The following is a 13,447-nucleotide window of genomic DNA, read 5'->3' as shown; positions in this document are numbered from 1 at the left end:
TCACAGTCCCAACCTGGTCAGGGCGTTGGTCCACGCGTCGGTGCAGTGCCGGGCCGATTCGCCCTTGGCCTGTGCGGCCGTGAACAACCGCGCCATGTGCGCCTCGGTGAGGCAGCCACACCGACCGTGGACGGACAGCACGGCGAGGAACGTCCGGTACACGGTGGCGTGCACCGCACTGGAGGCCTCGGTGATGCGCTGCTCGGCCATGGCGATGCCACGGTCCAGGTAGGCGGGCGTGCGGTGGCGGCACTCCCCGTTCCCGGCCCGTGCGGGCACGGTGATGGCCTGCGGCGCGGGCCGGACCGTGGAGGGTTCCTTCACGGCTAGCGCGCGCACGACCGCTGGCAGCGCCGTCATGGTGCCGGTGCCGGGACCGAGCCACCGCGCGTAGGCCATCGTGGATTTGACGTCCACGCCGGGCCGTACGGCGTTGGCGGACTGCATGACGCCCTGGTAGAGCCAGTGCTCACCTCTGGTGGTGCGCACGATTCGGGTGGCGGGCAGGCTCGCATGGGCCCACGCGATGGCTTCCGCGCTGTCGAGGTCGACGACGGTGAGGCCGGCGCCGCCGGGGTGATAGGCCACTGCCGCCGCGTTGCTCCAGGCCCGTGCCCACGTCGGTGCGTTGATGGCGTGGGGGTCGGTAGTGGCGGCGGCCCAGCCGTGGCAGGGCGCCGGGCAGGTGCAGGGGCCGGGGGTCTTCATGTTTGGGCGGCCACCGCAGGCGTTCTTGGCGCAGGCCGGGCAGTTCCCGAAGGGCACCTTTCCCTTGCGCAGCGGAAGGACGGGCAGGGCGTCGGCCGCGAGTCGGAGGGCCGTGTGCAGGTGCTCGCTCATGCCGCCACCCGCAGCGCCGTCTGTGCGAGGAAGGCTCGGCCGATGAACTCGGTGTAGGCGGGCGGGATGGCCTCGGTCAGTTCCTCGCGCACGTCCGTCCACGTGATCCCCATCGCCGCTTGCAGCTCCTGGACGGACGGCTTGCCCCCGCCGTTGCCGTACGCGGCGACGTACGGGCCGTTGTAGAACTGTCCGTGTCGGTAGCCGCGTACGCGGCCCCGGTGCGGGACGTGCGCCGGCCGGGCAGTGGTCCAGGCACCAAGCTCGAAGTTGCGGTGGCGGATGACCCCGAGACCGAACATCTCGCCGCACAGGGTGAGGTCTTTGCGGATCTTCGCGCGGCCGTTGGGCTGCTCGATGACGTACGGCAGGTCGGTCCGTTCGAGCAGGGCTCGGGTGGGCGCGACCAGATCCACGTGGTCCCCGCCCCATCCCTGGGACTGGTTGGTGCCCACGGTCAGCGTGCACTTGTCCTGACAGGGCGGGGAGGCGTGCACGAGCGTGTACCTGCGGATCTCGCCGGTGGCGATGAGGTGGGCGAGGTAGGCGAGGGCGTCGCCCCGGTGGTAAGGGAAGGGGTAGTTCGGGCGGTCGGCGATGTCGCAGCCGTCCACGTCGAACCCGGCGCGCTGGTAGCCGCTACCGGCTCCGCCGGCGCACGAGAAGACGTCCAGCACACGCGGCCTTGCGCCGCGCTCTCGCCGGATGTCGCTGGGTTGCGTCATGCTGGGTGACCTCCAACAGGTCTGTTGCGGACAGTTGGGCAAGGGCGACCCTGGATCTTTGGCGAGACATGGGGTCGCCCTTGGGGGTAGATCGAGCCTGTGGGGGGGAAAGCAATGGCTCACTCGCAAAGGCGTGCGCGAATCCATCTGGCGCGGCAACGGCCCGCTCCGAACCGAGTGCAATCCAGTCGGGGAACCAGTCGAAGGAATTGGTGGCGCCAGATCCCTTGGGTGCATGTGGGAACTGTCATCGCTGCCCTTGCCGCTATCGGAGGTCTCATTTTCACAGCGATTGCCACCTATTACAGTGCGGCAACATCCCAAGATCAGCTTCGCCAATCAAAGGATCAGCTTCAGCAATCGAGAGAGGAGGCCAGTCAAGCAGCGCGCGCCCAGGCCCTGCGCGTCACTTATTGGTACGACCAAAACGACGAATTTGACCGACCAAGCGACGCCCCCATGCATCTGCACCTGATGAACAGATCGCCGGATCCAGTACAGGCTTTGTTCTTGCAGTTCACCTTGCAAGATGCCGGGGTGGACGCAACGCGCGAGGTTAATATCGTTTTGACGTCTTTGCCGCCCTGTTCCGAACTAGTTCTCAATCAGGAGTTCTTGCGAGTCGACCTCGAAAAAGCATTCCCATGGCGAAAGTTGACACCTGGGGAGACTTTGGGCGTGAACTGGCTTTCGTTCACTGACAGGGATTCCGTTCGGTGGACGCGAAGTGATGGCAAATTATCGCGAGACGATAGATTTGCGGCAGATGAAGACGGCGAGATCGAAATAAATGGAAGGGTCTCGCACGCTCTCCCGATCAAATCGGTCAAGGTATGCGGAGACGTCTAGAAAAAGTGCTGGAGAACTAGCCTGGAACTTTGGCGGGAAGCGGGCCGCCTTAACAGGTGCTTACGCAAGGCGGATTGGGTGGCCGAGGATCCGATCAGCGCTCGCCTGCACGAGAAGATTCGCCGCGACTTCCCGGAGCCCGACGCGGTGAAGGGGATCGAGGGAGCCCTCCGGGCGCTTACCGTTGAACTCGAAGGTTGGCGGCCGAATCCGGAGCGGCTATTGGCTGCGGCGGTCCTGATGGCCGAAGCGACCTGGACCGGTTTCGCACGGCGGTTGATGTGGCCCGGATGGCCTGGCGCGACCTGCTCGTGGCTGCGGGGCTGGCTGACGCGGACTGGCCGCGCGTCCTGGACGAGAAGTTGGGCTACCGGTAGCGGCTGTTCAGCCGTAGAACTTGTTCCGCTTGATCACGGCCTTGCGGATGTTGACCGTGGTCCCGCCCTCGCGGGGGCCGCGTGTGCTGAACACCTGCACGGCGATCCACCCACCGAAGATCACGGCAGCGAGGATGATGAGCTGGGTGATCAGCGCGGTCAGGGCCGCGATGAACGAGGTGAGCAGGATCAGCCCGCCGCATACGGCGAGGAACCCGATCCCTCCGAGCGCGATGTTCACTGCCGCGCGGGAGACGGGCGGCTTGATCGTGGTGACCGGGTCGGGCTGCATGGGTGTGAGCGAGTATCCGGTGACGATCCGCCCGTCGGGTAGGACGATGCTCGCCACGGCCGGAACGGTGCCCGGCTGCATGGCCACGGTCGGCGCCGTCGCCGCCACAGTGGGGGCGAGGGGCATGGGCTGGTGGACTTCCACTGCGGTCACGGGGTGTCTGGTGGTGGGGTGTTCGGGGTACATGCGGAATCCCTTCTGGCGCTCGGTCAGGGAGGCGGAGCCACCCCCTTGCGTGGTGGCTGTGGAGGGGGTTTTCGGGGGTTGACCTGGGGTGCCTCCCTGACTCCCTGATGGATCATTCGTGCAGCTCAGGGCCAGGGAGGCGGGTCAGGGAGGCTTGTAGGGAGTTCTCCCTGCCTCCCTGACCCGTCGGGGGTCGGCTCCTGTCATCCGTCGGCGGAAGCGGAACCGTCCGTGTTGCGGTTGGCGAGCGCTCGCATGACGCGGTCGCGGCTGACGACCATGACGCCGTCGGACTTGTAGGGCTCCGCGCCGGTGTCGTCCAGGACGCGCTTGAGGTCGATGAACGACCAGCCGCCGTAGGCGTCCTCGTTCAGCGTGGCGAGCCGCTTGAGCACGTCCTTGGTGCGTACTCGCGGCGCGTCCCCGACCACGTTGGCGATGTCGGCGAGCGGGTCCCGCTCCTTGCCCCGCTCGATGACGGTCAGGGTGGTGACCCCGTCCCGCAGGGCCTTGGCCCGGTCGAGGATGGCTTCGGCTGCATCGTCGTCGACGTAGTGCGTGCGGACCGTGATGGACGACTGCCCCTTGGGGATGTCGATCCCGGATGACGCGACCACGAGCGTTCCCTGATCCAGGCCTGGACGCAGCAGGTTCGGGGCGGCGCCGCCGTCGACTGCCTTGTCCCCGAGCGCCATGCGGGCCTGCGACTCGGTGCCGAGGGCGAGGGAGGCGCGGGTGTGGGCGCCCTCGCGGACCAGCTTGGGAAGGTTCTGGTCGGTCGGGTCCTGGGTGCCCTGCCACATCAGCACGTTCACGGCACGGCCCTGGTTGTGGATCTTCCGGACGGCCATGAAGTACCGGGAGGTTGCCTTGGATCCGCCGTAGAAGCGGCCCTCTTCGTCCTTGATCGGGCACATGAACGCGACCTGCGCCTCATCGACCAGCACGATCAGCGCGGGGAACTGCGTTCCGGGCGGGGCCTGGAGACGGCGGTTCATCTCGCCCACGGCTCCCTCGACCATCTCGGTCACCTGGATCACGTGCTCATCCGTCGGGCCCTGGATCAGCGTGGTGGCCAGGCCGTCGAACATGGCCCAGTCACCGATCCCCTTGAGGTCACCCATGAGGAACTGGACCGACTTGTCCAGGGCGAGCCACAGCGCCAGGGACCGCAGGGCGACGGTCTTGCCCTGGTTCGACAGACCCGTGATCAAGAGATGCCGCTGATACAGGGACAGGGCCGCCGCGTCGCCACGCAGGTCCTGGCCCCAGGGGGCGCGGCCCTTGGCGTAGTCGGCGGTCATCGATTCGTCCGTGACCAGCGGAGACGGGCCGATCGGCTCATCGAGCGCACCCGAGTCCGCGACCCACAGGCGAACGGTGCGAGCGGCCTGCGGGATGGTGATGAACACCTCGTGCTCGTGCCGGGTCAGGTTCTCGGCAAGCTTCCGCCGCCGGTTCTGCACCTCGATTGTGGACACCCCGGACGGGAGCGTGACGTCGACTTCCACGCCGCATCCGGCGATCCGGATCGGACCGAGCATCGACGCGCCGGCGTCCCCCATCTCCTTGATCGCGTTGCGCAGAGCGGGCACTCCCAGATCACGAAGTGCCTTGACCACGATCGACGGTGTGATCGGCTCGCCCTCGCTCGATCGAACGTTGTCGGGCAGGGCCCACGCCGGTGCGGCCTGCTGCTTGCTGCCGATAGCCCACAGGGCGAGCAGCGCGAGGAACGGGCCGATCACGAGGGCGGGTCCCCACACCACCTGGACGATGGTGATGAGCAGGTTGATGAAGTCGATCGTGGCCATCAGCGGGGTGACGACCTGCGTGACGTCCTTCGTCGCGATCGCCATGACGATCCCGAGGGCGACCAGCGACCCGACACCCATACCGGCGCTCACCGCCACGCCCTTGGCCGCGTCGATCGGGGAGTGCAGCAGGTCCATGCGGCGGCGGTGGCGGGCCTCGCGGAAGTGCTGCCCTCGCTCCTCCCACTCGGTGGCCATCTCGTGGTTGCCCGCGGCTTCGGCAGCGCGGAACATCCGCTCGTAGCGGGAGGCGGTCCGTCCGTCCCACGTCCGCTTGGCTGCGATCTTCGCGCCGCCGGCCACGTAGAGGGTGTGGCGGGCAACCGCGCGAGCAGTCGTCTTGGTGGTCTCGTGCGTGACCACGGTCTTGACCGCCCGACCCGAGCGCACCCACAGCGGCACGGACGCGGTCGGTGCCGGGTCGGGGACCACGGTCAGTGTGGTCACGGTGGCCGGCTCGGGAGCCGGTTCGGTGTTCTTGTGCAGGTGAACGACGTTCTCGCTCATGGTTGGAGACACTCCTGACTGCCCCGTGTCCGGGGTGAAGGTGAAGGGGAGGCCACCCCCGCCCGGCAGCGGTGCGGGCGAGGGATTGCGCTGATCAGCGGCTGTGCCGGGCGCGGTTCTCCGCCCGGCTGAGCTGGGACGGGCCGGTGCGCGGGCCGTCGACCCAGCAGAACGGGCGGGTGCCGTCGGCAGCGGTGAAGGTGCGGATGGCGGCGCCGGCCGGGGCATCGGGCAGGGCGTAGACGCGTCCGCCGTCGAGAGAGGCCAGTAGTCGGGCGGCGTGCTGCTCGCACCCGTCGGCCCCGGCGTTGAGGGCGTCCAGCACGGTCACCGCGACCGGTCCGACGCAGGGCGTGGGGTCGTCGGGGTGGGCGGCGGGACAGCGGCGGTCCATGCTCACCACCACCTTGAGGACTTCTTGGCGGCCTTGGCGGCGGCGGCCTCGTTCACGACCCGCTGCCGTTCCACCTGGAGCGCGGTGATCTCCGCGATGAGCCGGGTCTCGGCCGCACTCCACGCCGACTCCACCTTCCGGTCGGCGCGTGCGGTGCTGTTGCCCCGGGCGACCTTGATCGTGCCTGCGGCCAGGGCGCGGACGATCGCCCGCCTCTCGGGACCGCTGAGCGGCCACATCTCACGTTCTCGGACCGCTTCGAGCTTGCGGTTCGTCTCACGGATCGCGCGGTCCAGGCGGCGGGTGTCGGGCTTGGCCATGGTCGATCCCTCCGTCAGGTCTGCGGGGCGAGGGTGAGGTTGATGTCGGCGAGCCGGCCGGTCGTGCCCTGCTCACCGAGCCAGGCGCCGACCTCGCGCTGGACGCGGTTCCAGCAGTAGTCGAGCGGGACGGTGATGGTGCCGTGGGCGAACGCGCGGCCCTGGCCGGGCACGGTCACCCAGGCATGCCACGCATAGCTGATGGTGCGGGGAGCAGCGTTGATGCTGGTCACAGTGGAACTCCAAGGTGTGGTGGGAGAGTTCAGGTGGCGCGCTGGTCGTCGGGGTGGGCGCACAGCACGCACATGCCGAGGGAGCGGGGCATGCAGTAGCTGTAGGTGATCCCGCACGTCGGGCAGGTGCGGCGGGCGAGCATCGCGAGGGCGAGTGCGCCCCACTTCCGCGACGTCATCGGCCGCACCGGCTTCGCGAGATCCAGGCGGTACAGGTAGGCGACGCGCGGCGTACCGGTGCGGCGGTTCATCCGCATGCACTGCGCCGCTATGTCCTGACCCCCCGGACGCAGGCCCCGCGCTCGTAACTGGCGGCGGGTGGCGAGCCCGTCCGGTGCCAGGCTCCACGGGTAGGTGGGCACGCCGAAGCGGGCGCCCGTCGGGTCGAAGCACTCGCCCCACGCGGCGGACATCAGGCAACCCGCTTCCACGCCGCCCGCAGGCGGACCTCGGATGCGGAGTGGCCGGCCGCCCGGAAGCGGGTCGCCATCTCCCGGTACGACAGGGCCGGAACCTCGCTGTTGCGGATCTCGTCCACCAGCGCGTCGAGCTCCGCGTCGGTGAGCGCTGGCGCCAGAGAGAACGCAGACACGGGCTCGACGGGGCCCCAGACAGGCAGTTGCCACCGGGGTGCGACGTCGGGTGTGACGCGGTGCGTCACGCTGCTCAGCGCCCGTCCGGTGTCCTCGCCCTCCCGGACCGCTTCCAGCGTGGACCAGGCCCGGGAGAGGCTCTGCGCGGTCTTTGCTTGGACGCGTGCGACGCGGGCGCCGGCTTGCGTCACGGCCGTCAACCGGGTCTCCTCGGTGGTGGCTTCGGCCCGTAGGCGGGCGCGGGCCACGGCCGCTTCGTCGCGGGCCTCTTGCTGGATACCTCGGATCGCTCCGAGTGCGTTCGGGGTGAGCGCGGTCCGTTCCCACAGTCCGTGCACCAGCCACAGTGCCTTGGCTGCGATGGGCAGCCAGGCCACGGCAAGCCATGCTCCGGTGGACTCTTCAGCGGTGAGTGCGTGCGCCACGAGGACGCCGGCCGCGAGGAGTCCGAAGCACCATCCGACGGTGGTGACGGCGCGGTTGTGGTCGCCCTGTGCGGCGAGGCGGCGTTCGTAGGCGAGTGTGGCCAGCCATCCGCCGTCGATGCCGAGACCGACGACCAGGGCGACGGGCCACGGCATCGCCGTGCCCAGCCACATCATGACCACGGCCAGGGTGAGGACCATGGACACCGCCGTCATCGCGACGGCGGGCAGAACGGTCTTGGCCTTCACGCCGCACCACCGGCCATGTCGTCGGCGGCGCGGTTGGCGAGCTCGCGGCGGACCGCCAACACCCGCCCGAACGCCCGGCGCACGCGTCGCGTGTCCAGCTCGTTGGGCTTGTGGTTGAGGGCGATGATCTGTGCGTCGATCAGGTCGACGTCCGCGAGGATCGCGGGCATCTCCAGTTCGATCGCGTCCAGCTCCGCGGCCGTCGGCTCCATGAAGTCGGCGAACGCGGTAACAGCTTCCTGAACAGTCACGATGGGGTTCATTGGGTCGTGTTCCTCTCAGACAGGAACGGCCCGAACAGCGGCCCCGGTGTTCCAGCACCGGGGCCGCGCGCCGTTGAAGTCGGTAGATCCGGCTCCCCGCGCTCCCGTCCGTACGACCTGTGCGCGAAGCACTAGCCGGACGGGCGAGAGAGGCAGCCGGCCGCAGCGAAAGGGCTGCGAGCCAGAAAGCGGACCCAGCGGTTCAGAAGCAGCCGTGAGTCCGTCCGGCCATCACCCGGGCCGATGCGGGGGCGGGCACTCGTACCCGCCGTTCTAGACACACTGTTGAGTTCTCAACCAACGAGCGCTTCCTTCGTACTCACCCCTGCGGGCTTTCCTTCGGGCGCCATAAGCACAGATCAACGGGCCTTCTGGCTGAGCGACCTAGGTCGCTTGCCGTTATTCAGAAAGCTACCTAGGTCACTTCTGGTCGTCAAGAGGTCAGCACGTCTGGCTTCCAAACGACCTAGGTCAAGTACGCTTTCGGGGTGAACTCACAGCCGACGAGGAAGCCCAACGCGCGCGAGATCGCAGCCAGAATCAGAGGCGAAATCGCTGCCGGGACGTTCGGCCCTGGAGATCGACTTCCCGGTGCCCGCGCCTACGCCAAGAAGCTCGGCGTGGCCTTGATGACCGTGCAGAACGCCTACACGCAGCTCCAGGAAGAGGGGCTGGTCGAAGGGCGCGCGGGGAGCGGTACGTACGTCTGCGACCCGGCACCCGGCGAGCAAGCGCCCCGCGAGGCTGCCCTGCGCCTGACGGAGCTGCAAGCTCAGGTCGCGCGAGTCTCGGCCGAACTTGCTGGGCTTGTCGAGCGCATCAAGCAGCTTGAGGCGGCTGTGGGCCCCACCGAGGGGAAGCCCGGCGCCTAGCGTCTCTCGCGGTGCGTTCGTCGTCATACACGTAGCGTGTCCCGACGGGCGCACCGTGAGTACGTACTCCCGCTGCCCCTGCACCGAACTAATCCGAACTTTGGCTGCCTAACGGGGTGTTGGCGGGTCGTCAGCGGCTGCAAGACTGGCCGCATGGCTGAACTGAACGGAAAACCCGCCACCCTCGACGACCTTCAATGCCTCGCCCTCACGAACTATGGGCACTTCACGTCCATGCGGATGGAGGACGGCACCATCCGGGGGCTGTCCCTCCATCTGGACCGCTTGGTGCGGGACTGCCGCATCGTCTTCGGTGTCGAGTTGGACCGAGAGCGGACGCTCAACTACATCCGCAAGGCGGCCGACGGCGTGACCGGGGTTGCCGGCCTCCGTGTCACTGTCTTCGATCCCGCGCTCGACATGGGACGCCCCAGCGACGCCAAAGATCCGCACATTCTTGTGAACCTGCGGCCCGCGGGCGCCTTGTCGCCGCCGCCCCTCACCGCCAAGACCTTCACCTTCACCCGCGACAACGCAGAGGTGAAGCACATCGGTCTCCACCCGCAGCTCCGGATTCGCCGTGACGCTCAACTCGCGGGGTTCGACGACGCCGTGTTCGTCGAGCCGGACGGCCGGATCTCTGAGGGAGGCACTTGGAACCTGGGATTCGTTGACCAGGACGGGACGGTCATTTGGCCGGATGCCCCAGTGCTCCCCGGCACGACGATGCTCTTGCTCCAGAGCCTCGATGCTCCGAAGCAGATCACCGCCCCGGTACGGCTCTCAGACGTCCCGAACATGGCCGCTGCGTTCGCCACGAACACGACGATCGGCGTGCGTTCTGTCAGCGCGCTCGACGACGTGCAGTTCTCGCAGGACCACCCCGTCCTCGCCGCACTGCGTGACGCCTACGCCGGCATCCCCGGCGATCGTCTGTAGACGCGTGCCGCCACCCCTCACAGGGGCGGCGATTCACGACAGAGGTAGCTCATGCCACTCGTTACGAAATGGACCGGACGTGAAGTTAAGGCGCTGCGTGAAGCCGTACGCATGAGCCTCATGGAGTTCGCCGAGAAGCTGGGGGTATCCGATCGGATCGTCTCCCGCTGGGAGGCGGACGGCGAATACGCCTCCCTTCGCATGGTGAACCAGGCTGCTTTGGACACCCTGCTCGCCAAGGCCGACCAGGATGCTCAGGGCCGCTTCGTCGGCATCCTCGCGGCGGATGACATTCCCACCCAAGCTGTGATCGAGCCGGATGGAGATCAGTCGAGCAGCGGTGAGTACTTGAAGCACCCCGGAGACGGGAAGCTCATGGCGCACATCCCGGAAGGAATCTTCCTGTCGGGCGAGGGGGACGACCCCGTGTGGGTGGACGAATTCCACATAGACACGTTCCCGACGACGAACGCTGACTACGCGCGGTTCTGCGCGGCGACCCGGCGGCCGGGCCCTGAGCACTGGGAGAACGGTCGATGTCCGCGGGATCTGTACGACCACCCTGTCGTGCACGTGACTTGGCGGGACGCGCAGGCGTACGCGACCTGGGCCGGGAAGTCGCTGCCGACGGCCGAACAGTGGGAGAAGGCGGCGCGCGGTACCTCCGGACGCACGTTCCCATGGGGGGACCAGAAGACGGCCGCAAAGTGCAATGTCCGAGAGACCGGCGTGGAGCATACAACGTCCGTCTCTCGCTATCACAGCGGCGTTTCGCCGTACGGGGTCTACGACATGGTGGGGAACGTATGGGAGTGGCTCGCAACGGCGACCAATCCGGGGCGTTATGAACTTCGCGGCAGTGCCTTCACGAGCCCCCTGTTCCGTGGATCTCCGGCAATCCCTAACGACGCAAACGAGACGATGCGTGACGATGATACTGGCTTCCGTTGTGTCGCTACTCCCGAGCAAATGAATAGGTGACGTGAATGGTGGGAGGTGAGACGCGAGGGAGCGATTCTATTGTTCGAGGATGAGAGAAGAGAATCCCTCAAAGCTGCACGAAAAATGCTCCGAGAGGTCGTTGTAAAGTTTGACTCGTTACCTGGAGGTGAAGATTTCTCTGAGCTCAAGATTCGAGAAAGATTCATCGCCTCAGCGGTGAGGTGGTGTTATTTCGACCTTCGCTCATCGGTGATTTCCAGTGCGTTGTATCTCCCCGCACTCGGGCTTTTTTTGCTCACCGGATGGGGTTACCTATTTACAGTGTTCTCAATTGGGCGTGCCCTTTTAGGGGTGCTCCTTTTTACTGTAGCTGCGATCCTTTTAGTGCTGCTAATTGCGGAATTCTCTGACCGTGTTTGGCGCCTAGCTTTTCAGACGGGATTATTTCGATTTGCAGCAGGCGCAGCATTGGTCACGGTCTCTGTGACCGTGTACTTCATGCAGCGGAGTGTAACTGATCAGAGGCTTGTATGGGTGCTGCTCGGATCCTTTTCGGGCGGCCTTGCGGTGGCGCCTCTGGGGCTCCTCTCCATCTTTGCCGTAGTCACAGCTGCGGCGTATGTAACACAGGAAGTCGTTGGGGTAAAGCGCTACGATGCAGCTCTAGTTAAATGGGTTGAGGCTGCTTGCCTGGTTCATGAATCAAGAGACAGGATTCAGAGATTCGACACGTTAAGGAATTGCCTGGTTGGGATCGAAAAGGCCGCAAGGAAAGTTGAAGTAATCGGCTATCCTTCAAAGGTGTCAGGCCTGCTTGAATCGCATCAGAAGGCCCTGATTCGCGATGAGTCTCGGCGAATGGCCGAGGCCTTCCGACTTCATAAATCTGCGCTTGCGAAAGTTTCGCGACCCGAAGATGTGGACGCAATTCTTGAATCCATGATGGCCGGTGTTAAAGCCCTTGCTGTCGGCGACACCGCCGCCCTATTGGAAAATGCTCCCGCCCAAGTCAGTCGTTCCGATCGATTGCGACGCTTCGCGATATGGATTCTTCCACCTAGCATGTTAATTTCCGCTGGTCTTCTATTGCCGATGATTCCAGCCGTAGCGTCTCAAGGAGCTGCGGTGGAGAGCCTGAGGTGGTCGCTGATTATTGCGGGAGTCCTGTCGCTTGCCGCAGCCCAAAAGGACGTAGCCGCGCGTGTCAATGACACCTTGGGTAAGACGATGAGCTGGAAGTGACTTGCTTGTCCCCTGAAAGGGAAGCGTCGGACGTCGCTGGCCCGGGTCGGCAGATGCGAGGGTGACGCCGTGGTGATCACAAATTCTCCCCGCTATGGGCCATGTGTGGGCCAGGAGGCCTATTACGGGAGCCCAAACAGTCGCTGACCAGGGCGTATGTGCTGCACACTTGACGCTCTTGAAAGCCGTTGCGGTCGCAGTGCGGTGGCACTTGCCCTACTGCATCAAGGCCCGCGCACGGCGCGGGCGCGCGCCGCCTCTGCGGCGCGGCCTGCCTCCTGTCTTCGCCCTGGCTGGCCGCGCCAGGCGGCGCGCTGGCGAGCTGGGGGCAAGAAGCGGGAGACACCCTCTGGGGCTGAGGCCGGTCGGCTCTACGGCTTTAGCCACTTTGGCGCGAGCCTCGAAGATCATGGCCCCAACGTCGTGCTTTACCGGGCAGGTCCACAGACTGCCCGACGCCGGAAGCTTACGGGGCCATGATCACTCGCGCCAAAGCAGCTCCAGCGCAAAGCCGCTCCGCCGCCCTCTTTTTGCTCAGCTAGAAGCCCAAGGGGCAGACCTGCAGACCGGTCGAGCGAGCCTTACGGATTGCCTCTGTGGCATAGCGGCTCGATTCGTCCAGGTAGTGATTCGACCTGTCTGTATCCCCTAGCGAGCCCCAATGTACGGCTGTTTCCCATTCCTTCGCGGCGGAATCGGCCGTGAAGTAGGCGTCGTTTATCTCGCCCTGTATCTGCGAGGGCGCCTTGACCGCTCCCCAATCCTTGAGCGCCGCGCGTATTATTTCGCCTCGCCGCTTCAAATATGCAGTGTACACCTGCGGGTCCATGCCGTTTGGCTCCGGGCCTAGGGCGTCCAGAGCGGGTTGGTGCTGCGCGCAGGCCTGATCCGCCTTATCTATGTAGCTGCTGCTGGTAGTCTCGTCCCCGAGCCATGAAATTACAGCCCAAGCAATAGGGATCGCTGCCAGAGCTATTCCGACCACGGCGATTATCGCCGTCTTATTGGCGCCCGAATCTTGCGGCGATGGAGGGCTGGCGTCGTTTGAATTGTCGCTCAATTTCGCTCTTCCTTGTTTCGCGTGCCGGCGTGAGCGAACCTAAGGTCGACCGAGGGGTCTCTGCTAGATGTCGGAGATGTGGAACGGGTGCACGCGGGAGCGTAAGGCGCGCGACAATGCGCCGTTACCTCAGGTAATTTCTTTACTCGGGTCTCATCTACCCCTTGCGGCTCGATGCCCTTCGGTGCGTGTGTGGCCGTAACCGATCACGCCATACGCGTGCACCGTGAGGGCCGCTGGGCCGTCTCTGGGCCGTGCGAGGGCGCCCGACGCCGACCGACGACGACCGACATTGACAGCCGAGTCATAGCCGCCAACAGTGAAA

At 65.9% G+C, this 13,447-nt stretch carries 16 protein-coding genes; 5 read left to right on the top strand and 11 right to left on the bottom strand.

The window, feature by feature from the left end:
- Positions 1 to 840 (bottom strand): bifunctional DNA primase/polymerase, encoded by an 840-nt coding sequence (locus AB5J53_RS21025; protein WP_369247205.1) that lies wholly within the window; start codon positions 838 to 840, stop codon positions 1 to 3.
- On the bottom strand, positions 837 to 1,565 hold the full coding sequence (locus AB5J53_RS21020; RefSeq protein ID WP_369247204.1) for a DNA methylase: 729 nt from the start codon (positions 1,563 to 1,565) through the stop codon (positions 837 to 839). The genes AB5J53_RS21025 and AB5J53_RS21020 overlap by 4 nt, the downstream gene beginning before the upstream one ends.
- Positions 1,566 to 1,802: 237 nt before the next feature.
- On the opposite strand from AB5J53_RS21020, the gene AB5J53_RS21015 reads away from it, so the two are divergent.
- Positions 1,803 to 2,414 carry a hypothetical protein gene (locus AB5J53_RS21015; RefSeq protein ID WP_369247203.1) on the top strand — a complete coding sequence of 204 codons (612 nt, stop codon included), beginning with the start codon at positions 1,803 to 1,805 and terminating at the stop codon, positions 2,412 to 2,414.
- Between the two features lie 384 nt (positions 2,415 to 2,798).
- Here the strand turns inward: AB5J53_RS21015 and AB5J53_RS21010 are convergent, their stop codons facing one another.
- The 8 genes from AB5J53_RS21010 to AB5J53_RS20975 form a co-directional block, all read right to left on the bottom strand.
- Positions 2,799 to 3,269, bottom strand: coding sequence for a hypothetical protein (locus AB5J53_RS21010; RefSeq protein ID WP_369247202.1), 471 nt, complete (start codon positions 3,267 to 3,269; stop codon positions 2,799 to 2,801).
- A 203-nt stretch (positions 3,270 to 3,472) separates the two neighbouring features.
- The gene (locus AB5J53_RS21005; RefSeq protein ID WP_369247201.1) at positions 3,473 to 5,590 is read right to left on the bottom strand and encodes an FtsK/SpoIIIE domain-containing protein; all 2,118 of its coding nucleotides are present in this window, start codon (positions 5,588 to 5,590) and stop codon (positions 3,473 to 3,475) included.
- Between the two features lie 94 nt (positions 5,591 to 5,684).
- The gene (locus AB5J53_RS21000; protein WP_369247200.1) at positions 5,685 to 5,984 is read right to left on the bottom strand and encodes a hypothetical protein; all 300 of its coding nucleotides are present in this window, start codon (positions 5,982 to 5,984) and stop codon (positions 5,685 to 5,687) included.
- A gap of 2 nt (positions 5,985 to 5,986) precedes the next feature.
- On the bottom strand, positions 5,987 to 6,304 hold the full coding sequence (locus AB5J53_RS20995; RefSeq protein ID WP_369247199.1) for a hypothetical protein: 318 nt from the start codon (positions 6,302 to 6,304) through the stop codon (positions 5,987 to 5,989).
- 14 nt (positions 6,305 to 6,318) lie between these two features.
- Positions 6,319 to 6,537 (bottom strand): hypothetical protein, encoded by a 219-nt coding sequence (locus tag AB5J53_RS20990; RefSeq protein WP_369247198.1) that lies wholly within the window; start codon positions 6,535 to 6,537, stop codon positions 6,319 to 6,321.
- A gap of 29 nt (positions 6,538 to 6,566) precedes the next feature.
- Positions 6,567 to 6,950: an RRQRL motif-containing zinc-binding protein gene (locus AB5J53_RS20985; RefSeq protein ID WP_369247197.1), complete on the bottom strand. Its 384-nt coding sequence runs from the start codon at positions 6,948 to 6,950 to the stop codon at positions 6,567 to 6,569.
- Positions 6,950 to 7,804, bottom strand: coding sequence for a protein spdB (locus AB5J53_RS20980; RefSeq protein WP_369247196.1), 855 nt, complete (start codon positions 7,802 to 7,804; stop codon positions 6,950 to 6,952). Before AB5J53_RS20980 ends, AB5J53_RS20985 begins: the two co-directional genes overlap by 1 nt.
- Positions 7,801 to 8,067, bottom strand: a complete 267-nt coding sequence (locus AB5J53_RS20975; protein WP_369247195.1) for a DUF6284 family protein — start codon at positions 8,065 to 8,067, stop codon at positions 7,801 to 7,803. The genes AB5J53_RS20980 and AB5J53_RS20975 overlap by 4 nt, the downstream gene beginning before the upstream one ends.
- A 488-nt stretch (positions 8,068 to 8,555) precedes the next feature.
- Between AB5J53_RS20975 and AB5J53_RS20970 the strand changes: the two genes are divergently transcribed.
- From AB5J53_RS20970 to AB5J53_RS20955, 4 genes are all read left to right on the top strand, one after another.
- On the top strand, positions 8,556 to 8,939 hold the full coding sequence (locus AB5J53_RS20970) for a GntR family transcriptional regulator (protein WP_369247194.1): 384 nt from the start codon (positions 8,556 to 8,558) through the stop codon (positions 8,937 to 8,939).
- Between the two features lie 153 nt (positions 8,940 to 9,092).
- Positions 9,093 to 9,878 (top strand): aminotransferase class IV family protein, encoded by a 786-nt coding sequence (locus AB5J53_RS20965; protein WP_369247193.1) that lies wholly within the window; start codon positions 9,093 to 9,095, stop codon positions 9,876 to 9,878.
- A 111-nt stretch (positions 9,879 to 9,989) separates the two neighbouring features.
- Positions 9,990 to 10,859 (top strand): SUMF1/EgtB/PvdO family nonheme iron enzyme, encoded by an 870-nt coding sequence (locus tag AB5J53_RS20960; RefSeq protein ID WP_369247192.1) that lies wholly within the window; start codon positions 9,990 to 9,992, stop codon positions 10,857 to 10,859.
- A gap of 39 nt (positions 10,860 to 10,898) precedes the next feature.
- The gene (locus AB5J53_RS20955) at positions 10,899 to 12,062 is read left to right on the top strand and encodes a hypothetical protein (RefSeq protein ID WP_369247191.1); all 1,164 of its coding nucleotides are present in this window, start codon (positions 10,899 to 10,901) and stop codon (positions 12,060 to 12,062) included.
- 538 nt (positions 12,063 to 12,600) lie between these two features.
- Here AB5J53_RS20955 and AB5J53_RS20950 read toward each other — a convergent pair.
- Positions 12,601 to 13,122 (bottom strand): hypothetical protein, encoded by a 522-nt coding sequence (locus AB5J53_RS20950; protein ID WP_369247190.1) that lies wholly within the window; start codon positions 13,120 to 13,122, stop codon positions 12,601 to 12,603.
- Positions 13,123 to 13,447: the final 325 nt, after the last annotated feature.

The organism is Streptomyces sp. R41 (genome assembly GCF_041053055.1).
Lineage (GTDB): Bacteria > Actinomycetota > Actinomycetes > Streptomycetales > Streptomycetaceae > Streptomyces.
This window is presented reverse-complemented; position numbering and strand designations above follow the sequence as displayed.

What these genes read in the sequence shown, in the direction of transcription:
- AB5J53_RS20960 (WP_369247192.1), top strand. Translation starts at nt 9,990, where the DNA reads ATGAGCCTCATGGAGTTCGCCGAGAAGCTGGGGGTATCCGATCGGATC.
- AB5J53_RS21025 (WP_369247205.1), bottom strand. Translation starts at nt 840, where the DNA reads ATGAGCGAGCACCTGCACACGGCCCTCCGACTCGCGGCCGACGCCCTG.
- AB5J53_RS21000 (WP_369247200.1), bottom strand. Translation starts at nt 5,984, where the DNA reads ATGGACCGCCGCTGTCCCGCCGCCCACCCCGACGACCCCACGCCCTGC.
- AB5J53_RS20975 (WP_369247195.1), bottom strand. Translation starts at nt 8,067, where the DNA reads ATGAACCCCATCGTGACTGTTCAGGAAGCTGTTACCGCGTTCGCCGAC.
- AB5J53_RS21010 (WP_369247202.1), bottom strand. Translation starts at nt 3,269, where the DNA reads ATGTACCCCGAACACCCCACCACCAGACACCCCGTGACCGCAGTGGAA.
- AB5J53_RS20965 (WP_369247193.1), top strand. Translation starts at nt 9,093, where the DNA reads ATGGCTGAACTGAACGGAAAACCCGCCACCCTCGACGACCTTCAATGC.
- AB5J53_RS20995 (WP_369247199.1), bottom strand. Translation starts at nt 6,304, where the DNA reads ATGGCCAAGCCCGACACCCGCCGCCTGGACCGCGCGATCCGTGAGACG.
- AB5J53_RS20985 (WP_369247197.1), bottom strand. Translation starts at nt 6,950, where the DNA reads ATGTCCGCCGCGTGGGGCGAGTGCTTCGACCCGACGGGCGCCCGCTTC.
- AB5J53_RS21020 (WP_369247204.1), bottom strand. Translation starts at nt 1,565, where the DNA reads ATGACGCAACCCAGCGACATCCGGCGAGAGCGCGGCGCAAGGCCGCGT.
- AB5J53_RS21005 (WP_369247201.1), bottom strand. Translation starts at nt 5,590, where the DNA reads ATGAGCGAGAACGTCGTTCACCTGCACAAGAACACCGAACCGGCTCCC.